At 72.1% G+C, this 17,916-nt stretch carries 17 protein-coding genes and 1 tRNA gene; 10 read left to right on the plus strand and 8 right to left on the minus strand.

Features of this window, described 5'->3' with window-relative positions; translation table 11 throughout:
• The first annotated feature begins 27 nt into the window (after nt 1-27).
• Nucleotides 28-1,359 (plus strand): NAD(P)/FAD-dependent oxidoreductase, encoded by a 1,332-nt coding sequence (locus ABZU91_RS14975; protein ID WP_355239549.1) that lies wholly within the window; start codon nt 28-30, stop codon nt 1,357-1,359.
• 61 nt (nt 1,360-1,420) lie between these two features.
• On the opposite strand, the gene ABZU91_RS14980 is transcribed toward ABZU91_RS14975, so the two are convergent.
• Nucleotides 1,421-3,280: a hypothetical protein gene (locus tag ABZU91_RS14980; protein ID WP_355239552.1), complete on the minus strand. Its 1,860-nt coding sequence runs from the start codon at nt 3,278-3,280 to the stop codon at nt 1,421-1,423.
• Between the two features lie 101 nt (nt 3,281-3,381).
• Here ABZU91_RS14980 and ABZU91_RS14985 point away from each other — a divergent pair.
• From ABZU91_RS14985 to ABZU91_RS15000, 4 genes are all read left to right on the plus strand, one after another.
• A tRNA-Leu gene (locus ABZU91_RS14985) sits at nt 3,382-3,462 on the plus strand.
• Between the two features lie 111 nt (nt 3,463-3,573).
• A complete protein-coding gene (locus ABZU91_RS14990; RefSeq protein ID WP_355239563.1) occupies nt 3,574-4,389 on the plus strand; it encodes a Bax inhibitor-1/YccA family protein in 816 nt (271 codons plus the stop codon).
• Between the two features lie 101 nt (nt 4,390-4,490).
• Complete coding sequence (locus tag ABZU91_RS14995; protein WP_355239565.1) at nt 4,491-5,285, plus strand: Bax inhibitor-1/YccA family protein; 795 nt, start codon at nt 4,491-4,493, stop codon at nt 5,283-5,285.
• A 35-nt stretch (nt 5,286-5,320) separates the two neighbouring features.
• On the plus strand, nt 5,321-5,641 hold the full coding sequence (locus ABZU91_RS15000) for a hypothetical protein (RefSeq protein WP_355239568.1): 321 nt from the start codon (nt 5,321-5,323) through the stop codon (nt 5,639-5,641).
• 36 nt (nt 5,642-5,677) lie between these two features.
• Here ABZU91_RS15000 and ABZU91_RS15005 read toward each other — a convergent pair whose 3' ends face one another.
• From ABZU91_RS15005 to ABZU91_RS15015, 3 genes are all read right to left on the minus strand, one after another.
• Nucleotides 5,678-6,940, minus strand: a complete 1,263-nt coding sequence (locus tag ABZU91_RS15005; RefSeq protein WP_355239570.1) for an acetyl-CoA C-acetyltransferase — start codon at nt 6,938-6,940, stop codon at nt 5,678-5,680.
• A 78-nt stretch (nt 6,941-7,018) separates the two neighbouring features.
• Nucleotides 7,019-7,831, minus strand: a complete 813-nt coding sequence (locus ABZU91_RS15010; RefSeq protein ID WP_355239572.1) for an SGNH/GDSL hydrolase family protein — start codon at nt 7,829-7,831, stop codon at nt 7,019-7,021.
• Nucleotides 7,828-8,877, minus strand: coding sequence for an SGNH/GDSL hydrolase family protein (locus ABZU91_RS15015; RefSeq protein WP_355239575.1), 1,050 nt, complete (start codon nt 8,875-8,877; stop codon nt 7,828-7,830). The genes ABZU91_RS15010 and ABZU91_RS15015 overlap by 4 nt, the downstream gene beginning before the upstream one ends.
• Before the next feature lie 150 nt (nt 8,878-9,027).
• Between ABZU91_RS15015 and ABZU91_RS15020 the strand changes: the two genes are divergently transcribed.
• Together ABZU91_RS15020 and ABZU91_RS15025 are read left to right on the plus strand one after the other, a co-directional pair.
• The gene (locus tag ABZU91_RS15020) at nt 9,028-9,384 is read left to right on the plus strand and encodes a YkvA family protein (protein WP_355239578.1); all 357 of its coding nucleotides are present in this window, start codon (nt 9,028-9,030) and stop codon (nt 9,382-9,384) included.
• 72 nt (nt 9,385-9,456) lie between these two features.
• A complete protein-coding gene (locus tag ABZU91_RS15025) occupies nt 9,457-10,827 on the plus strand; it encodes a cystathionine beta-synthase (RefSeq protein ID WP_355239580.1) in 1,371 nt (456 codons plus the stop codon).
• Nucleotides 10,828-11,113: 286 nt separating this feature from the next.
• On the opposite strand, the gene ABZU91_RS15030 is transcribed toward ABZU91_RS15025, so the two are convergent.
• The 4 genes from ABZU91_RS15030 to ABZU91_RS15045 all read right to left on the minus strand — a co-directional run bounded on the left by ABZU91_RS15030 (nt 11,114) and on the right by ABZU91_RS15045 (nt 14,077).
• A complete protein-coding gene (locus ABZU91_RS15030; protein ID WP_355239582.1) occupies nt 11,114-11,623 on the minus strand; it encodes a GNAT family N-acetyltransferase in 510 nt (169 codons plus the stop codon).
• Nucleotides 11,620-12,549, minus strand: a complete 930-nt coding sequence (locus ABZU91_RS15035) for a ribonuclease Z (protein ID WP_355239585.1) — start codon at nt 12,547-12,549, stop codon at nt 11,620-11,622. The genes ABZU91_RS15030 and ABZU91_RS15035 overlap by 4 nt, the downstream gene beginning before the upstream one ends.
• Nucleotides 12,550-12,917: 368 nt before the next feature.
• Nucleotides 12,918-13,580: a peptide-methionine (S)-S-oxide reductase MsrA gene (msrA, locus tag ABZU91_RS15040; RefSeq protein ID WP_355239588.1), complete on the minus strand. Its 663-nt coding sequence runs from the start codon at nt 13,578-13,580 to the stop codon at nt 12,918-12,920.
• Between the two features lie 74 nt (nt 13,581-13,654).
• Complete coding sequence (locus ABZU91_RS15045; protein WP_355239591.1) at nt 13,655-14,077, minus strand: HIT family protein; 423 nt, start codon at nt 14,075-14,077, stop codon at nt 13,655-13,657.
• A gap of 102 nt (nt 14,078-14,179) precedes the next feature.
• On the opposite strand from ABZU91_RS15045, the gene ABZU91_RS15050 reads away from it, so the two are divergent.
• The 3 genes from ABZU91_RS15050 to ABZU91_RS15060 all read left to right on the plus strand — a co-directional run bounded on the left by ABZU91_RS15050 (nt 14,180) and on the right by ABZU91_RS15060 (nt 17,910).
• Nucleotides 14,180-15,232, plus strand: a complete 1,053-nt coding sequence (locus ABZU91_RS15050) for a hypothetical protein (RefSeq protein ID WP_355239594.1) — start codon at nt 14,180-14,182, stop codon at nt 15,230-15,232.
• Between the two features lie 113 nt (nt 15,233-15,345).
• Nucleotides 15,346-16,488, plus strand: a complete 1,143-nt coding sequence (locus tag ABZU91_RS15055) for a cystathionine gamma-synthase (protein ID WP_355239597.1) — start codon at nt 15,346-15,348, stop codon at nt 16,486-16,488.
• A gap of 30 nt (nt 16,489-16,518) precedes the next feature.
• Nucleotides 16,519-17,910, plus strand: a complete 1,392-nt coding sequence (locus ABZU91_RS15060; RefSeq protein WP_355239824.1) for an amidase family protein — start codon at nt 16,519-16,521, stop codon at nt 17,908-17,910.
• Nucleotides 17,911-17,916: the final 6 nt, after the last annotated feature.

Raw genomic sequence — 17,916 nt, forward strand, 5'->3', positions numbered from 1 at the left:
TGAGCAGGGCGGGGAAAGATAGATGACGTGAATCCGAAGCGGATCCTTGTGGTGGGTGCTGGGCACGTCGGTCTCTACGCCGCCCTGCGCCTGTCGAAGAAGCTCAGCTCCCGTGAGGCTGAGGTCATCGTCGTGGACCCCCAGCCCCACATGACCTATCAGCCGTTCCTCCCCGAGGCCGCGGCGGGGAACATCTCCCCGCGGCATGCCGTGGTGCCGCTGCGCCGCGAGCTGCGCCGGTGCACGGTGGTGGCGGGGACCGTGACGCGCGTCGAGCACGACCGCAAGGTGGCGACCGTGCAGCCGATCGTCGGCCCGGCCCGGGAGATCGCGTACGACCACGTGATCGTCGCGCCGGGTTCGGTGTCCCGGACGCTGCCGATTCCGGGCCTGCACGAACAGGGCATCGGGTTCAAGACCATCGGTGAGGCGATCTACCTCCGCAACCACGTGCTGGACCGGCTGGACGTTGCGGCCGTGACCCCGGATGCGGAGGTCCGCCGCTCGGCGTTGACCTTCACGTTCGTCGGCGGCGGGTACGCGGGCATCGAGGCGCTCGCCGAGATGGAGGACATGGCCCGCGACGCCCTGCGCTACTACCCGGAGCTGAAGCCGGAGGACATGCGCTGGGTGCTCGTCGAGGCGACCCAGCGGGTGCTGCCCGAGGTCGACCGGGACATGGGCGCCTACACGGTGCAGCAGCTCATGAAGCGCAACATGGACATCCGGCTGGACACCCGCCTGGAGTCCTGTGTCGACGGGGTGGTGAAGCTCTCCGACGGGGACAGCTTCCGGTCCGACACGATCGTCTGGACGGCGGGTGTGAAGCCGTCGCCGATGCTGGACGCGACGGACTTCCCGCGTGACGAGCGCCGGCGGGTCACCTGTATCCCCACTCTCCAGGTGGTCGACGGTGACCGGGTCATCGAGGGCGCGTGGAGCGCCGGTGACTGCGCGGCCGTGCCGGACCTGACCAAGGAGCTGGGCAACTTCTGCTCGCCGAGCGCGCAGCACGCCGTGCGTCAGGCGGCGCGGATGGCCGACAACATCGTCGCGGTGATCCGGGGTCGCGAGCCGGTCGACTACAAGCACAAGCACGTGGGCAGCGTCGCCAGCCTCGGCCTGCACAAGGGCGTCGCCCAGGTGTACGGCATCAAGATGACCGGCTGGCCGGCCTGGTTCATGCACCGGACGTACCACATGAGCCGGATTCCCTCGTTCAACCGCAAGGTCCGTGTGGTGGTGGACTGGTCGCTGGCGTTCTTCCTCAAGCGTGAGGTCGTCGCGTTGGGTCAGCTCCACGACCCCCGCGAGGAGTTCGTCGAGGCGTCCCAGCCGGTCGGGGCTCCACGAGTCTGACAGATGTGACGAAAGGGCCTCTCCTTGCCGGAGGGGCCCTTTCGTGCTGTCCGGGGGTGGGTCAGACCTTCCAGGTCCACGCGTCGGCGATCCTGGTGGCGGGGCCGTAGAGCTGCTCCAGGGTGGTCTTGAGGCTCGCCGCGTGCGGTGCGTCGTCGGCCAGCGCCACGCAGGACGCGCCCCAGAAGTCCGCGTCCTTCGCGGCCTGCCGGCGCTGCTCGTCACCGATGGCCGGCTGGTCGCCGCGGCGGGCGACGTCGGCCAGCAGCGCCGAGGTGGGCTGCTTGAAGGTGCCCATGGCGGCGGTGCCGCCCCGCCCGTACGGGCCGATGAAGAACCCCTCGGGTAGGCCGAAGCCGGCGTCGGCGGCGGCCGCCCAGCGCATCGGCCACGGATCCTTGGGAGTGGGCAGCGGCACCGGGACCAGCACACCACCGGGCTCGACACACTGCCGCCAGTGCCCGCCGGTGATGAACTCCGGCATGGCGGGTCGGCCGGCGGTGGGCAGCGGGGTCGGGAAGATCGGCAGCAGGGCCGCGACGACGGCCAGCGGCACCAGCCTGCGTGCCCGCCCGGTGCCGCTCAGTGCCCGGTCGACGGCGAGGGTCAGCAGCGTCGCCACGATCGGGAGCAGCGCCAGGCCGAACCGCATCGGCAGGGCGCCGTCCACCACCGGCAGACCGGCCAGCAGGGCGTACGGGCCGGGCAGCGCGGTGCGGGTGCCGCCGAGCACGACCTCCGGGCCGAGCGAGAGTGCGCCCATCACGAGGGCCGCCACCACGCACGGGAGCACGATCCGGCGTCGCCCGGCCCAGATCGCGCAGGCGGCGGTGACCAGCAGCAGGGGCCAGCCGAGGAAGCTGTTGTATTCGGCCGGGCCGGTGGTGAGGCGGGAGGCCTCGTCGCTGCCGGCGATCGACAGCGGGGAGACCACCCACCAACTACTGAGGTCGGCGGAGAAGTAGGCCGGGCTGAACATCCCGTCGGCGACACCCTGTGGTCCGGCGAACTGGAACCACAGCGGGTAGCCGAGCACCAGCAACGCCAGGCCGGCGGCGATGGCCAGCCCGCCCAGGAACCCGGGCAGTGCCCGTCGGGCGAGGTCCCGGTCCGCGGCGCCGTAGCCGACCGCCATCACCAGCAGGGTGACGGCGCAGAGGAAGAGCACCTCTTCGCCGATGAACACCTGCGCGGTGACGGCGGCCGCCAGCCCGACGGCGGAGCTGACCGTCCGCCGTCCGTCGGGGCCGGCCGAACGGGCGCGCCCGGTCTCGTCGAGCGTGGTGGGGCCGGGGTCGGACGCCCGCAGCAGCCGTACGACCAACCAGACGATCACCGGAACCAGCCACTGCGCCGTCATGTGCAGATGGCTGTTGGTCTGCGAGACCATGCCGGGACCGAAGCCGCACAGGCTCCCGCCGAGTGCGGCGGCGAGGCGGCGCACGCGCAGCGTCCGGTGGAACAGCAGGTACCAGGCGAGGGCGGTGCCGGCCAGGTTGGCGGCGGCGAGCAGCGCGAAGGTGGTGGGCGCGCCGAACAGCAGGGTGACGGGCGCACAGAGCACGCCGAGCGCGATGATCGTGGTGTTGGCCATCAGGTTGACGCCGTCCGGGGCGTTGAGCCGGTCGGTCAGCAGGTGGAAGTCACCGAGCAGCGCTCTCGCGTCGACCGCCAGGAACCATTCGTAGAGCGTCTGGTCCTCGGGATTGAGCGCCAACGTGCGTCCACCCGGGTCGGGCCACAGCCCGTGGGTCAACCAACCGGCCAACGCCACCCACACCAGCGCGACCAGAAGGTCCGTCCGGTGGCGGCGCACGCCGGTGCGCAGCCGTACGGCCCGGGTGGTGCCCTCGACGCGATCGGCGAGGCGGATGGCCTGGTCAGGGCCGGCGTCGGGGGCCGTTGGGGCTGCGCTGCTCACGGCATCGACCCTAATGTGGCCAGCCCGGCGGGGTACGCCGGGTCACCGCCGACCGGCTACGGTGACACTGCATCGTGCGTGTCGACGCGCGGGTGCCACCCGCCCGGGTGGTGGAACGGCAGACACGGCCGCCTTAAAAGCGGCTGCCGAAAGGCGTGCGGGTTCGACCCCCGCCCCGGGCACCGGTCGCCCACGGCCTCGCGTTCCCATTCGTGATCACCAGGAGTGGGTCGGGCAGTTTACTCTTGGAGTGCACGTTCACGTGCAAACGACCCCCTGAGGGAGGCCAGACAGTGAAGACCTCGAACCCGGTGCTCGCCCGGCTCGGCCAGGCGGCTGAGCGGGAGCGCTCCGCCGGGTACGCCCCGGCTGGGCCGTACGGCCAGCCCGGCATTCCCCAGCAGTACCCGTCCCAGGCCGGCTACCCGGCCGCACCGCCCGCCGTGGCGCCGATGACCGTCGACGACGTGGTCGTCAAGACGGTCACCCTGCTCGGCATCCTCGGCGTCACCGCCGCGGCCGCCTGGGTGCTCGTGCCCGACGCGCTGGTCAGTACCGCCTGGATCGGCGCGGCAGTCGTCGGCCTGGTCCTCGGCTTGATCATCTCGTTCTCCCGGATGGCAAACCCGGCGCTCGTCATCGCGTACGCGGTGGTCGAGGGTGTCTTCGTCGGCATGGTCAGCAAGGCGTTCGAGACCTTCTACGACGGCATCGTGCTCCAGGCCGCCGTGGCGAGCTTCGGCATCTTCTTCCTGATGACGATGATCTACAAGGCGAAGATCATCCGAGCCACCCCGATGTTCGTGAAGGTCGTGTCGACGGCCATCGTCGGCCTCGCCGCCGTCATGCTGATCAACCTGGTGCTGGCGCTGTTCGGCGTCAACACGGGTCTGCGGGACGGCAGCCCGCTGGCCATCGGCTTCAGCCTCGTCTGCATCGTGGTCGCCTCGCTGAGCTTCGTGCTCAGCTTCAAGGAGATCGAGGACGGCGTCCGGATGGGCCTGCCGCAGCGCTACTCCTGGGTCGCCGCCTTCGGCATCCTGGTCAGCCTGGTCTGGCTCTACATCGAGATCCTGCGCCTGCTGAGCTACTTCCAGGGCGACGACTGACCTCGTCCGCACCGCTGACCGGCGCCCGCTCCCGCTTCCCGCAGGGGCGGGCGCCGTCGTCCGCGCCGTTTCGCCGCCACCGCCGGGCCACCCTTGGCAGAGTGACTGCCAGGGGTACGCGGGCGAAGGAGGCGACGGTGCGCAGCAACAACCCGGTGCTCAACCGACTGGAGGAGACCAGCCGGTTGGAATCCCGGGTGGTCAGCTCCCGCGATGTCGAGCCGATGACCGTCGACGACGTGGTGGTGCGTACCGTCGGACTGCTCCTGCTCACCGGCGCGGCCGCCGCGGTGTCCTGGGCGGTGGTGCCCGACGCGGTGTGGCTGGGGGCGGCCCTGGCCGGCACCGCCATCGCCTCGATCGTGCTGGTCCTGGTCATCTCGCTACGGGGGATCACCAATCCGGTGCCGATCGTCGGCTACGCGCTGCTCCAGGGTCTGCTGCTCGGGGTGGCCAGCCGCACCTTCGAGCAGGTCTACCCGGGGATCGTCGTGCAGGCGGTGGCCGGCACCTTCGGCGTCTTCCTCGGCATGGCCGCGCTGTACCGGGCCCGGGTCATCCGCGCGACGCCCCGGCTGGCCCGCCTGGTGATCGGCACGCTCCTCGGCATCGCGGTGCTGAGCGTGGTCAACCTCGTCTCCTACCTGGTCACCGGTCGGCCGGGGCTGGCGGTCTACAGCGTCAGTGGCCAGGTGGGCTGGCTGCCGTACGCGTTCTCGGTCGTGGCGATCATCGCCGGCGCGTTCAGCTTCATCCTCGACTTCGACCTGGTCGAGCGGTCGGTGCGCGACGGCCGACCCCGCCGGTTCGCGTGGCTGAGCGCGTTCGGCCTGGTGACCGGTCTGGTGTTCCTCTACTGGCAGCTGCTGCGACTGCTCAGCTACCTGCGCCGCTGACCGGCCGTCCGCCGCCCGACCGTAGAATCGGCGCGGTGAGCGTAGCGGAGTTGGAGCAGGCCGTGCGGTTGCTGGTCGGCCAGGTCGGGCACTGGGAACAGCCACGCTGGGCCGCGACGGCGACCACCGGCAACGTGCCCCGCGCCGACCTGGTGCACCGGCTGGTGCAGGAGGTCGCCAACCTGGCCGCCGACGCCGAGGGCATCCCGCGCCGGACGGTGCCGCGGCTGGACAACGACCTGGCGCTGCCCGACCAGGTGCGGGTGGTGACGGCGGACCTGCTGGCCGCCGGGGCCGACCCCGAGGTGCTGGCGCGGGCCGCCGCCGAGGTGACGGCGACCCGCAACGCGCTCTGACGACTACGGCTCAGCTCAGCCGTTCGAGCACCCGGCTCAGCTCAGCCGTTCGAGCACCATGGCCATGCCCTGGCCACCGCCGACGCACATGGTCTCCAGGCCGATCGTCTTGTCGTGCCATTCGAGGGCGTTGAGCAGGGTGCCGGTGATCCGGGCGCCGGTCATGCCGAACGGGTGGCCGACCGCGATCGCACCGCCGGAGACGTTGAGCTTCTCCTCGGGGATGCCCAACTGGCGGTAGGACGGGATGACCTGGGCGGCGAACGCCTCGTTGATCTCGACCAGGTCGACGTCGTCGATGGTCATGCCGGCCCGACGCAGCGCCTGCCGGGACGCCTCGACCGGTCCGAGGCCCATGATCTCCGGCGACAGCGCGGTCACGCCGGTGGAGACGATCCGGGCCAGCGGGGTCAGACCCAGTTCCTCGGCCCGCTGGGCGCTCATGACGACGACGGCGGCAGCGCCGTCGTTGAGCGGACAGCAGTTGCCCGCGGTGATCCGGCCGTCCGGGCGGAACACCGGCTTCAGGCCGGCGACCGCGTCGAGCGTGACGCCGGGTCGGGGGCCGTCGTCGGTGCTCACCAGAGTGCCGTCCGGCGTGGTGACCGGGGTGATCTCCCGGGCCCAGAAGCCGTCGGCGATGGCCTTCTCGGCGAGGTTCTGACTGCGTACGCCGAACTCGTCCATGTCGGCGCGGGTGACGTCGTACACCTGGGCCAGGTTCTCTGCGGTCTGCCCCATGGTCAGGTAGATGTCCGGCAGCTCGCCGGCGTCGCGCGGGTCGGTCCACACCTCGGCGTCGCCCTGCGCGCGGCGCTTCGAGCGCTCGGCGGCGGACGCGAAGCGGGGGTTCTCCCAGCCGCCGCCGACCAGCGCCTGAGCCTCCGGTGGCAGGCCGTCGGAGCTGCCCCGGGCGTACCGGGAGACCATCTCGACGCCGGCGGAGACGAACACGTCGCCCTCCCCGGCACGGATCGCGTGCAGGGCCATCCGCGTGGTCTGCAACGACGACGCGCAGTAGCGGGTCAACGTGGCACCCGGCACGGTGTCCAGACCGAGCAGCGTGGCCACCACGCGGGCCATGTTGAAGCCCTGCTCGCCGCCGGGCAGGCCGCACCCGAGGTAGATGTCGTCGATGGTGGTCGGGTCGAGCTGGGGGACCTTGTCGAGGGCGGCCTGGACGATGGTCGCGGCGAGGTCGTCGGAGCGGACATCGCGCAGGGACCCCTTGTGCGCCCGGCCGATGGGGGATCGGGCGGTAGCGACGATGACAGCGTCGCGGGACGACTCAATCGGCATGGGCCAACGTTAACCCGCCGGTAACATGGCGCGGAAGAAGCGGGCACGGCGGGAAATGTCACCCTCGCCGGGCGTGCGTCACCGCCGGGAGGCGACCGCCGCGGCGGCCACGACTGCCGGCAGCAGGGCGTGCGCCCATACCCGGTAGCCGTCGGCCGACGGGTGGAAGCCGTCGTGGCACAGCGTGCCCGCGTCGGCCCGGAACACCGGCCCGGTCTCGGTGGCCAGGTCGACCACCGTCCCGCCCGCCTCCAGCACCGCCGTGGTCTGCGCGCGGGCCATCCTCCGGCCGGACCAGCCGACGAGTTGACGCAGCGGTGGCGCGATGGCGCGTACGGCCCCGAGGTCGGGGCAGGTGCCCACCACCACCTCGACGCGTGCCTCCCGCAGCCGGTGCACCGCCGCGCCCAGATAGGCGGATGCGTCACCGGGCCGGCGCAGCCCGGTGGCGTCGTTCGCGCCGATCAGGATCAGCGCCACGTCGGGCCGCTCGCCGAGCAGCGCCCGGGCGACCTGGGTGGTCAGATCCGTCGAGCGGGACCCCGAGACGCCGACGCTGGACAGGTGCACCCGCCGGCCGGACGGACCCCCGGCGAGGAGATTGGCCAACTGCCCACCGATGGTGTCGTCGAGGCGGTCGACGCCCACACCCAGTGCCGACGAGTCACCGAGCAGCACCAGGCGCAGCGGTGCGGCATCGGCCCGGCCGATCGTGGCGCGCAGCGCAAGCCCCAGTTCCGGCTGGGCGTAGCGCCGGTGGCGCGCGACGAACGCCTCGCCCGCCAGGACGGCGGCGCTGCCAACAGTGCCGGCCAGCAGCGAGAGCGCCGCCGCCCGACCCAGGCGGCCGGGGAGGCCGGCTGTCACGTCCCGCTCGCTGCGCTGGTTCATGCCAGTCCCTCCACTGTCGAGGTGTCCGCGGGGCCTGGCTGCGGCACCGCGTGCACACCGAAGAACGCCCGGCGACGCAGCTGCGCCCACCGGCCGGCCGGACCCCGGTCGCGGCCCCGGACCTGGGTGCCGCTGACCTCGGTGCCGGCGTGCCGGGCCGCCTCCTGCGCGGCCTCTGGCAGCGACCGTACGCCCTCGCCCCGCGCCGGTGCGACCCGTCGTTCCTGCCCCGCGCCGAGCGCGGACAACATCGTCGGCAGCAGGGCGGCGGCGGCCATCGCGTACCCCTCAGCGGAGGGGTGGAACCGGTCCCAGGCGAACATCCGCAGCGGCTCGGCCGCGAACCGTGGGCCGAGCAGGTCGCCCAGGGACACCGTCCAGCCGCCCGCCTCGACCACGGCCACCGTCTGGGCGGCGGCGAGCTGGCGACTCCACCGGTGCGCCAGCCAGCGCAGCGGCGGCTGGATGGGTCGGATCGCGCCGAGGTCGGGGCAGGTGCCGACGACCACCTCGCAGCCGGCGTCGCGCAGCGAGCGGACCGCCTCGACCAGGTAGCGCACGGCCAGGCCGCGCGGGGTGCGGTTGGTGATGTCATTGCCGCCGATCAGGATCACCGCGATGTCCGGGGCGCATTCCAGCGCCGCCTCCACCTGGTGCCGCAGGGCCGCGGAGATGGCACCGACCACCGCGAACCGGTGCAGCAGCACCGGGCGGTGCAGCCGCCGGGACAGGCCGGTGGCGAGCAGCGCTCCGGGTGTCTCCCGGCGACGGTGCACCCCGTAGCCGGCCGCCGACGAGTCGCCGAGCACGACCATGGTGAGCGCGGGGCCGGGGAACTTCGCGCCGTACAGCCCGTCGCAGCGCGGTGGTGGCGCCTCGGCCATCGGAATGGTGCGACGGGCCTGGCGGGCCTGGCCGAGCAGCACCCCGCCGGTCGCCATCGCGGCCGCCGCCGTGGCGCCCGTGCCGATCGCCGCCAGCCGGGCGATCCGCCAGGCCTGCCGCCAGCGCGGACCAACGGGTACGACAGAACCAGCCACCCCCATATGCCGACATTATCGCGCCGGCCCGACACACCGCTGTCGTCGTCACGGCTCGCGGGTGCCTGGAAACCGACGCGACGGGGTACCTGTCCGGTGGAGGCCGGCGGACTTGCGCCGACCCGCCACGCTGATCCGGCGGAGAGGAGCGCGACGATGGGGAAGACACTGAAGCGCAGCGCGGCGTTCGCGGCCCTGGCGCGGGCACTGGCGGCGGGGGCACGCGGCGGGCCGTCGCTGGGCACCCGGCTGGCGGCGCTGCCCCGGATGATCCGGGCCACCACCAGGGGGGAGTACGACGGTGGGCTCCGGCTGGCCCTGATGACGGCGGCCACGGCGTACATCGTCTCGCCCATCGACTTCCTGCCGGAGATCCCGCTGGCGATCTTCGGGCTGGCCGACGACGCCGTCATGGTCACCTGGCTGGCGGGCAGCGTGCTCTCCGAGACCGACCGCTTCCTGGAGTGGGAGGCCCGGCGCAGCTCGGTCATCCCCGGGGGTCTGGTGCACTGACGACACGTACGCTGGGCGGCGAGGATACGTCTGCCCGGCCGCCGTCGCCGGCGCCGCAACGAAGGGCACACCGTGCAGTACTACGACAATGTCGTCGACATGATCGGCAACACCCCGCTGGTACGCCTGCGCAACGTCACCGAGGGCATCCAGGCCACCGTGCTCGCCAAGGTCGAGTACGTCAACCCGGGTGGCTCGGTCAAGGACCGGATCGCCCTGCGGATGGTCGAGGACGCCGAGGCCGCCGGTCTGCTCAAGCCGGGCGGGACCATCGTCGAGCCGACCAGCGGCAACACCGGCGTCGGGCTGGCCCTGGTGGCACAGCTCAAGGGTTACCGGTGCGTGTTCGTCTGCCCCGACAAGGTCAGTCAGGACAAGCAGGACGTGCTGCGGGCGTACGGCGCCGAGGTGGTGGTCTGCCCGACTGCGGTCGCCCCGGAGGACCCGCGCTCCTACTACAACGTCTCGGACCGGCTGACCCGCGAGATCCCCGGCGCGTGGAAGCCCAACCAGTACAGCAACCCGGCGAACCCGCGCTCGCACTACGAGACGACCGGCCCGGAGCTGTGGAAGCAGACCGAGGGCGGGCTCACCCACTTTGTGACGGGCGTCGGCACCGGCGGCACGATCTCCGGCATCGGCCGCTATCTCAAGGAGGCGTCCGAGGGTCGGGTTCGCATCGTCGGGGCCGACCCGGAGGGTTCGGTCTACTCCGGCGGCACCGGTCGGCCGTACCTGGTGGAGGGTGTCGGCGAGGACTTCTGGCCGGAGACCTACGACCGCAGTGTCGCCGACGAGATCGTCGAGGTGTCCGACAAGGCGTCGTTCGAGATGACCCGGCGGCTGGCCCGCGAGGAGGGGCTGCTGGTCGGCGGCTCCTGTGGAATGGCCGTGGTGGCCGCCCTGGAGGTCGCGCGCAAGGCCGGCCCGGACGACGTCGTGGTGGTCCTGCTGCCCGATGGTGGGCGGGGCTACCTCTCGAAGATCTTCAACGACTCGTGGATGGCCCGGTACGGCTTCCTCGACAACTCCGGCGCCGAGCCGACGGTGGCCGACGCGCTGGCCAGCAAGCCGGGCGGGCTGCCGGAACTGGTGCACGTGCACCCGACCGAGACGGTCCGCGACGCGATCGACTACATGCGTGAGTACGGCGTCTCGCAGTTGCCGGTGCTCAAGGCCGAGCCGCCGGTCGTGACCGGCGAGGTCGCCGGCTCGATCGCCGAACGGGACCTGCTCGACGCGCTGTTCACCGGCCAGGCCCACCTGCACGACACCATCGAGCGGCACATGGGCGAGCCGTTGCCGATGATCGGTGGCGGCCAGCCGGTCAGCGAGGCCGTGGGCCTGCTGGAGAAGTCCGACGCCGCCCTGGTCCTGGTCGACGGCAAGCCCAAGGGCGTCCTGACGCGCCAGGACCTCCTGTCCCACCTCGGCGCCCACTAGCTGCTTCTACCCCCACCGCGCGTCACCGGGTGCCCACCTGCGGGTGGGCACGGCACCACCTCGTCCTCGTCCTTTGCTCTGCTTCAACCCAGGCAACAAAGACGCCCCGTCACTGTTGCCTCCGTTGAAGCAGAGCAAAGGGCCCGGGTGGGGTGGGCGGGCCCGGGTGAGGGCGGGCCCGGGTGAGGGTGGGCGGGCCTGGGTGGGCGGGCCTGGGTGGGGCGCGGTGGGACGGGTGCCGTCGCGCCGTGCTCAGAGCGGTCGGTCTGCTACCGCGGCGCCGCCCTCAGAGAGGGCGGGTGTAGCGGAGTTGAGGCGTGAGGGCCGCGCCGATGTGCTCCTCGCGTTCCGTGCCCGTCGACGTCCAGCCGCCGCGCTCGTAGAACGAGCGGGCGTGGGCATTCTCCCGCAGCACCCAGAGCGCCGCGTGACGCCAACCCCGGGCACGCATGTCGTCCAGGGCGTCCACCATCAGCGCGCGACCGATGCCCCGGCCCTGCTCGCGTGGGTCAAGGTGGATCGCGTTGAGCAGCCCGGTGGCGGGGTCGTCCTCGTCGTCCGGACCCAGGTAGCTGAAGCCCACCAGCGTCCCTGCCCGCTCGGCCACGGTCAGCCGGTGGTCGTCGCGCTCCCAACGCCACCGCTCGGCCCAGTACCGCCCCATCGCCTCACCGGTCGGCTCGGCCAGCGCCTCGGCCGGCAGGAACGACGAGTACGCGGCGACCCGGGAGCGCTGGTGCAGGGCACCGACCCCCATCAGGTCCTGATCGCTGGCGGGGCGGAGCGTGACGGTCACCCGGCCGAGGCTACCCGGCGCGGCGGGACCTGCACGGTGGTCAGATCCTCGGCGACGACCAGATCACCGTCGAAGTGCGCGCGGGCCTCGTCCAAGAACCGGCGCGGGTCGGGGTAGCGCTGCGAGAAGTGCGTCAGCACCAGCGTTCGTACCCCCGATTCGGTCGCCACCCGCGCGGCCTGCGCCGCCGTCAGGTGGCCGACCTCGGCGGCCAACGCGGCCTCCGACTCCAGGAACGTCGACTCGATGACCAGCAGGTCGGCGTGCTCGGCCAGGGCGTACACGCCGTCGCAGAGGCCGGTGTCCATCACGAAGGCGAACCGCTGCCCCGGTCGGGGCACGCTCACCTCGTCCCGGGTGACGCGACGCCCGTCGAGGTCCAGGTGCCCGACGCGGATCAGCTCCCCGACGGCCGGACCGGCGATGCCGTACGCGGCCAGCTTCTCCGGCAGCATCCGGCAGCCGTCCGGCTCTACGAGCCGATAGCCGTACGTCTCGACGGGATGTCGCAGCCGGCGGGCCTCCAGCGTGCCGCAGCTCAAGGCGATCCGTTGGCGGTCGGTCTCGATCGGGGTGACCGCCAGCTCCGCGGTCTCGTAGAAGGAGGTGGCGTGCCGCAGTCGGGCGAAGTACTCGGCGCCGCCTGCGGGGAAGTGCACGGCGACCGGACGTGACACCCGGTCCAGCGAGAGTCGCTGGATGGTGCCGGGCAGGCCGAGGCAGTGGTCGCCGTGGAAGTGCGTCACACAGATCCGGGTCAGGTCGGTGGCGGTGACCGTGGTGTGCAGGAGTTGGCGCTGACTGCCCTCGCCGGGGTCGAAGAGGATCACCTCGTCGTCCCAGCGCAGCACGTAACCGTTGTGGTTGCGCTGCCGGGTGGGCGTCTGGCTGGCCGTCCCGAGAATCACCAGCTCGCGCATCGACACGCTGATCTCCCGCGGATATGAAGCGACCCCCGGGGCGCTCCACGCTGTCGCGTGGGCCGGCTGGACTATGCCGGCACCCCGGGGGTCGGGTGGCTGTCGTGGATTCGCCGTACCGCTGCCACACGGTCTCGACGGTCGTACTGGTTGCCCGCCTCGCGGCGGACGGTTCACTGTCGAGGACAGCGGCTAGCGGACAGCCACCTCACGAGTCCGATTGCTATACAAGTCTGGACCACCTCCTTTCACGTGTACTGCCACGCTATCCAGTACCCGCGGGCTCGGCAACGGATTTCGATCACAGGGCCGAACGGGAATGCCCGGCCGCCATGTCGGCGGCCGGGCATCGCGCTCCAGCAGGTGGACGGGGGTCAGCCTGCGGTACGGGCCACGCCGACCGGGCAGCTCAGCCCGTTCGGGCCGTGGTTGCAGTACCCATTCGGGTTCTTGGTCGGTGCCAGGTACTGCTGGTGATAGTCCTCGGCGAGGAAATAGCTGCCGAGCGGGGCGATCTCGGTGGTGATCTCACCCTTGCCGGCCCGGGTCACGATCGGCTGGAAGGCGTCCCGGGACGACTCCGCGATCGCCCGCTGCTCGTCGGTGGTCGTGTAGATCGCCGACCGGTACTGGGTGCCCACGTCGTTGCCCTGGCGCATGCCCTGGGTCGGGTCGTGGTTCTCCCAGAAGACCTTCAGCAGGTCCTCGTACGTGATCTTGCTGGGGTCGTACACCACCTGGACGACCTCGGCGTGCCCGGTCCGGCCGGAACACGTCTCCTCGTACGTCGGGTTGGTGGTGAAGCCGCCCGCGTAGCCGGCGGAGGTCGTGTACACGCCGGGCAGCGTCCAGAACAGCCGCTCGGCGCCCCAGAAACAGCCCATGCCGAAGACGGCGACCTGGAGGCCCTCCGGGAACGGGCCCTTCAGCGGGGTGCCCAGCACCTCGTGGCGGTCGGCGACCGGCATCGCGATCGGCCGGCCCGGCAGGGCCTGCTCGGGCGAAATCATCTCGGCGTTCATACGGCGCAGGAACACGGTGGGACTCCTCTCATGCCTCTGCCAGCGTGTAACACCGGTGAGTCGTGCTTCCTTACCCGCGCCGCTGTGACTCAGGCCCCGCTGCCGAGGGCGGCGGCGACCCGGTCGGCGTAGGTCTGTGCCTCGGTGTCGTCGGTGTACCGAGTGCGCGGCCAGAAGAAGCCCCGCAGCCCGTCACCCTTGGTGCGGGGGACCACGTGGGTGTGCAGGTGCGGAACGGACTGGGACACCCTGTTGTTCATCGCCACGAACGTCCCACCGGCACCCAGACCGGCCTCTACCGCCACCGCCAGTCTTTGGACCAGCGCGAAGTACCCGGGCAGCAGGTCGGCCGGCAGTTCGGCAAGGGTGACCAGGTGCGTCCTCGGCACCACCAGTACGTGCCCCGCGAAGACCGGACGGGTGTCCAGGAACGCCACCCCGTCCGGCTCGTCGGCGACCCGGAACGCCGGAACCTCACCCGCCACGATCCCGCAGAACACGCATCCGTTCATCGCGCCAGGCTATAGCCCCGATCTGCCGGAACGTGCCCCCCACGCACGCATCGACTGTGGTACTCATTGACGCGTCTGGATCAAAACATGGGGGGAACGCACGTGTACATCAAGAGAGGCACGACCCTGGCGCTGGCGACACTGGCCGCCGCCGGGCTGCTCACCGCCGGTCTCCCGGGCCCCGCTCAGGCCGCCGCCGCGCCGACGGCCACCCCGCTGTCGCTGCCGGCGGTGTCCGACGTGGTCTCGGCTGGTGATCGGGTCTTCGTCAGCGGTGGCCCCTCGTCGACCGACGTCGTGGTGGCCAGCGCGACGGGCGCGGTCGTCGGCACCCTGTCCGGCCTGCCCGGTCCGTCCGACCTGGTGCTCAGCGGTGACCGGCAGACCCTCTACGTGGCGCTGCCCACCGCCAATGCCATCGCCGCCTTCGACACCGGCACGCTCGTCGAGTCGGCCCGGTACGACACCGGCGCGGGCGCGTGCCCGTCGTCGCTGGCGTTGACCGGGCGCTACCTGTGGTTCGGGTACGGCTGTGGCGGTTGGGACGGCAACATCGGCCGGATCGACCTGGGCCGCCAGCCGGCTCGCGTGACCACCGGCCTGGACACCGGCAGCGGCTTCTACGGTGCTCCGCTGCTGACCGCCGCCAGCCAGAACCGTTCGGTGCTGCTGGCCGGGCAGCCGGGTCTGAGCCCCGCCTCGGTCTACACGTACACGATCGGCGCGGGGGGCGTGCTGAGCGCGCCGGGCACCAACGAGTTCATGGCGATCGGCAGCAACCTGCGCGACATCGCCCTCGACCCGACCGGCGCCACCGTGTTCACCGCGTCCGGCGCCCCGTACGAGGTGCAGGCGTTCCCGTTCGCGGACATCACCACGCCCTCGGCGACCTACCCCACCGGTGCGTACCCCAATGCTGTCGAGGTCTCGCGCGACGGCACCCGGGTCGCCGGCGGTGCCGACGCCTCCTACGACCCGGACGTGTTCGTCTTCACCACGGCCGGCACCGAGGTGGCCCACTTCGAGCTGGGCGACGACCTCAGCTCCGGCGCGCTGGCCTGGGCGCCGAACGGCGCCCGGCTCTACGCGGTCTCCTACGACTGGACCGGCGCCCACCCGGTCACCCTGCACGTCCTGCCCGTCCCGGCCGGCTGAGAGCCCTCGACGACCCCGAACCGGAGCGCGGGGGTCGGACCGATCGGTCCGGCCCCCGCCCGGAGCACGGGTTCCGTTCCAGGCCGCCGCGACGGGGCACTAGCCTCACCAGAATGAGTCACGGCTTCGAGACGCTCGCCATTCACGCCGGTCAGGACCCTGAGGCCCGCACCGGCGCGGTGATCCCGCCGATCTACCAGACCAGCACGTACGCCCAGGACGCCGTCGGCGCGCCCCGGCTCGGCTACGAGTACAGCCGCTCCGGCAACCCGACCCGCGATGCCCTCCAGGAGTGCCTGGCCGCGTTGGAGGGCGGGCCGGTGGGTCTCGCCTTCGCCAGTGGTCTGGCCGCGGAGGACACCCTGCTGCGGGCGGTCTGCCAGCCGGGCGACCACGTGATCATCCCGGACGACGCGTACGGCGGCACCTATCGACTCTTCGCCCGCGTGGCCCAGCGCTGGGGTCTGGAGTTCACGCCGGCCAAGGTCTCCGACGCGGCAGCGGTCCGGGCTGCCGTGCAGCCCGGTCGGACGAAGATCATCTGGGTGGAGACGCCGACGAACCCGCTGCTCGGCATCGCCGACCTCGCGGTCCTGGCCGCTGTGGCGCACGACGCCGGTGCGCTGCTCGTGGTCGACAACACCTTCGCCTCGCCGTACCTCCAGCAGCCGATCGCCTTCGGCGCGGACGTGGTGGTGCACTCCACCACCAAGTACGTCGGCGGCCACTCCGACGTGGTCGGGGGCGCGCTCATCGTCGCCGACGCGGCGCTCGGTGAGGAACTGCGGTACCACCAGAACGCGATGGGCGCGATCAACGGCCCGTTCGACGCCTGGCTCACCCTGCGCGGCATCAAGACCCTCGGGGTACGCATGGACCGGCACTGCGACAACGCCGAGCGCCTCGCCGCGTACCTCGACGGGCACGCCAAGGTGTCCGAGGTGATCTATCCCGGGCTGCCTTCGCACCCTGGTCACGAGGTGGCGGCCAAGCAGATGCGCCGTTTCGGCGGCATGATCTCGTTCCGTGCCTCGGGGGGTGAGGAGCACGCCGTGGAGATCTGCAACCGGGCCAAGCTCTTCGTGCTCGCCGAGTCGCTGGGCGGTGTCGAGTCGCTTATCGAACACCCGGGTCGGATGACACACGCAAGTGCTGCCGGCTCGCCGCTTGAAGTTCCCGGCGATCTCGTGCGACTGTCTGTCGGCATCGAGACGGTCGACGACCTGCTCGCCGATCTGGAGCAGGCGCTGGGCTGACCGCTGGGGAGGACGGCCGTGCAGGACATCATGGCGACCTGGGTCGGGGCGACCGCCAAGCAGATCGCCCGGGGCGTACGTCGGGGTGACGTCTCGGCCACCCAGGTCGTTGCCGACCACCTCGAGTACATCGCCTCGGCCGACCGCGAACTGGCCGCGTTCCGCGCCGTTCGCGGCGGCGAGGCGATCACCGAGGCGGAAAAGGTCGACGAGCAGGAGGACCTCGCCAACCTCCCCCTGGCCGGGGTGCCGGTGGCGGTCAAGGAGAACACCCCGGTCGCCGGCCTGCCGACCTGGAACGGGTCGGCCGCCGCACGGACCGACGTCGCCGAGGCCGACCACGAGGTGGTCCGCCGGCTGCGCGGCGCGGGCGCGGTGATCCTCGGGGTCACCCGGATGCCCGAGCTGGGGCTGTGGGCACTCACCGACGACGAGAGCGCGGTGACCCGCAACCCGTGGGACAACACGCGTACCCCCGGAGGATCTTCGGGCGGTGCCGCCGCCGCGGTCGCGGCCGGCCTGGTGCCGATCGCGCACGGCAACGACGGCCTCGGCTCGATCCGCATCCCGGCGGCCTGCTGCGGCCTGGTCGGCCTCAAGCCCGGCCGCGGTGTGGTGCCGTGTCAGCTCGGCGCTGACGACTGGTTCGGCCTCACCGAGCACGGGATGCTCACCAGCACGGTCGCGGACGCCGCTGTCGGTTTCTCGGTGCTCGCCGGTCGACGCCCGGAGAAGCTGGTGCCGCCGCAGCGGCTGCGGGTGGGCGTCTCGCTGCGCTCGCCGGTGCGCGGAGTCGCGCCGGACGCGCCCAACCGGGACGCGGTGGCCGCCGCCGGCCGACTGCTCGCCGCCGCCGGCCACGACACCGTACCGGCCGATCCGGTCTACCCCACGGCTCTGGGCCTCCAGGGCCTCGCCACCTGGTTCGCCGCTGCCGCCGCCGACGTCCGGGCCGCCGGGCTGGACCGGCGCGGCCTGCAGCGTCGTACCCGGCGGCACGTCACGCTCGGCGAGTGGGCGCAGCGCCGCGGCTACGTCCGGGAGGCCGACCGGGCCGCCTGGCGACAGCGGTCGGTCGACTTCTTCACCGACCACTCGGTCGACCTGCTGCTCACGCCCGCCCTGGCGAGCGCGCCGCCGGAGGCCGGCCGCTGGTCCGAGCGGTCCTGGCGCGCGAACCTGTCGGCCAACATCAGGTACGCCCCGTACGCCGCGCCGTGGAACGTCGCCGGCCTGCCGGCGATCGTGGTGCCGGTGGGCCGCCGCCCGGACGGCCTGCCGGTCGCCGTGCAGCTCGTCGGCCCGCCCGGCTCGGAGTTGCTGCTGCTCGGCGTGGCCGGTCAGTTCGAGATGACCGCCCCGTGGTCGCGCCACGCCCCCGGTTATCCCCTCGTCGGCACGGGGTCGCCGGCCAGCGCATGATCGTCT

The organism is Micromonospora sp. NPDC005174, assembly GCF_040608495.1.
GTDB lineage: Bacteria > Actinomycetota > Actinomycetes > Mycobacteriales > Micromonosporaceae > Micromonospora.

Excerpts from the sequence above, each read along its gene's own strand:
- ABZU91_RS15005 (WP_355239570.1), bottom strand. The coding sequence starts at position 6,940 with ATGCCGATTGAGTCGTCCCGCGACGCTGTCATCGTCGCTACCGCCCGA.
- ABZU91_RS15010 (WP_355239572.1), bottom strand. The coding sequence starts at position 7,831 with ATGAACCAGCGCAGCGAGCGGGACGTGACAGCCGGCCTCCCCGGCCGC.
- ABZU91_RS15015 (WP_355239575.1), bottom strand. The coding sequence starts at position 8,877 with ATGGGGGTGGCTGGTTCTGTCGTACCCGTTGGTCCGCGCTGGCGGCAG.
- ABZU91_RS15020 (WP_355239578.1), top strand. The coding sequence starts at position 9,028 with ATGGGGAAGACACTGAAGCGCAGCGCGGCGTTCGCGGCCCTGGCGCGG.
- ABZU91_RS15045 (WP_355239591.1), bottom strand. The coding sequence starts at position 14,077 with ATGAACGGATGCGTGTTCTGCGGGATCGTGGCGGGTGAGGTTCCGGCG.
- ABZU91_RS15055 (WP_355239597.1), top strand. The coding sequence starts at position 15,346 with ATGAGTCACGGCTTCGAGACGCTCGCCATTCACGCCGGTCAGGACCCT.
- ABZU91_RS15060 (WP_355239824.1), top strand. The coding sequence starts at position 16,519 with ATGGCGACCTGGGTCGGGGCGACCGCCAAGCAGATCGCCCGGGGCGTA.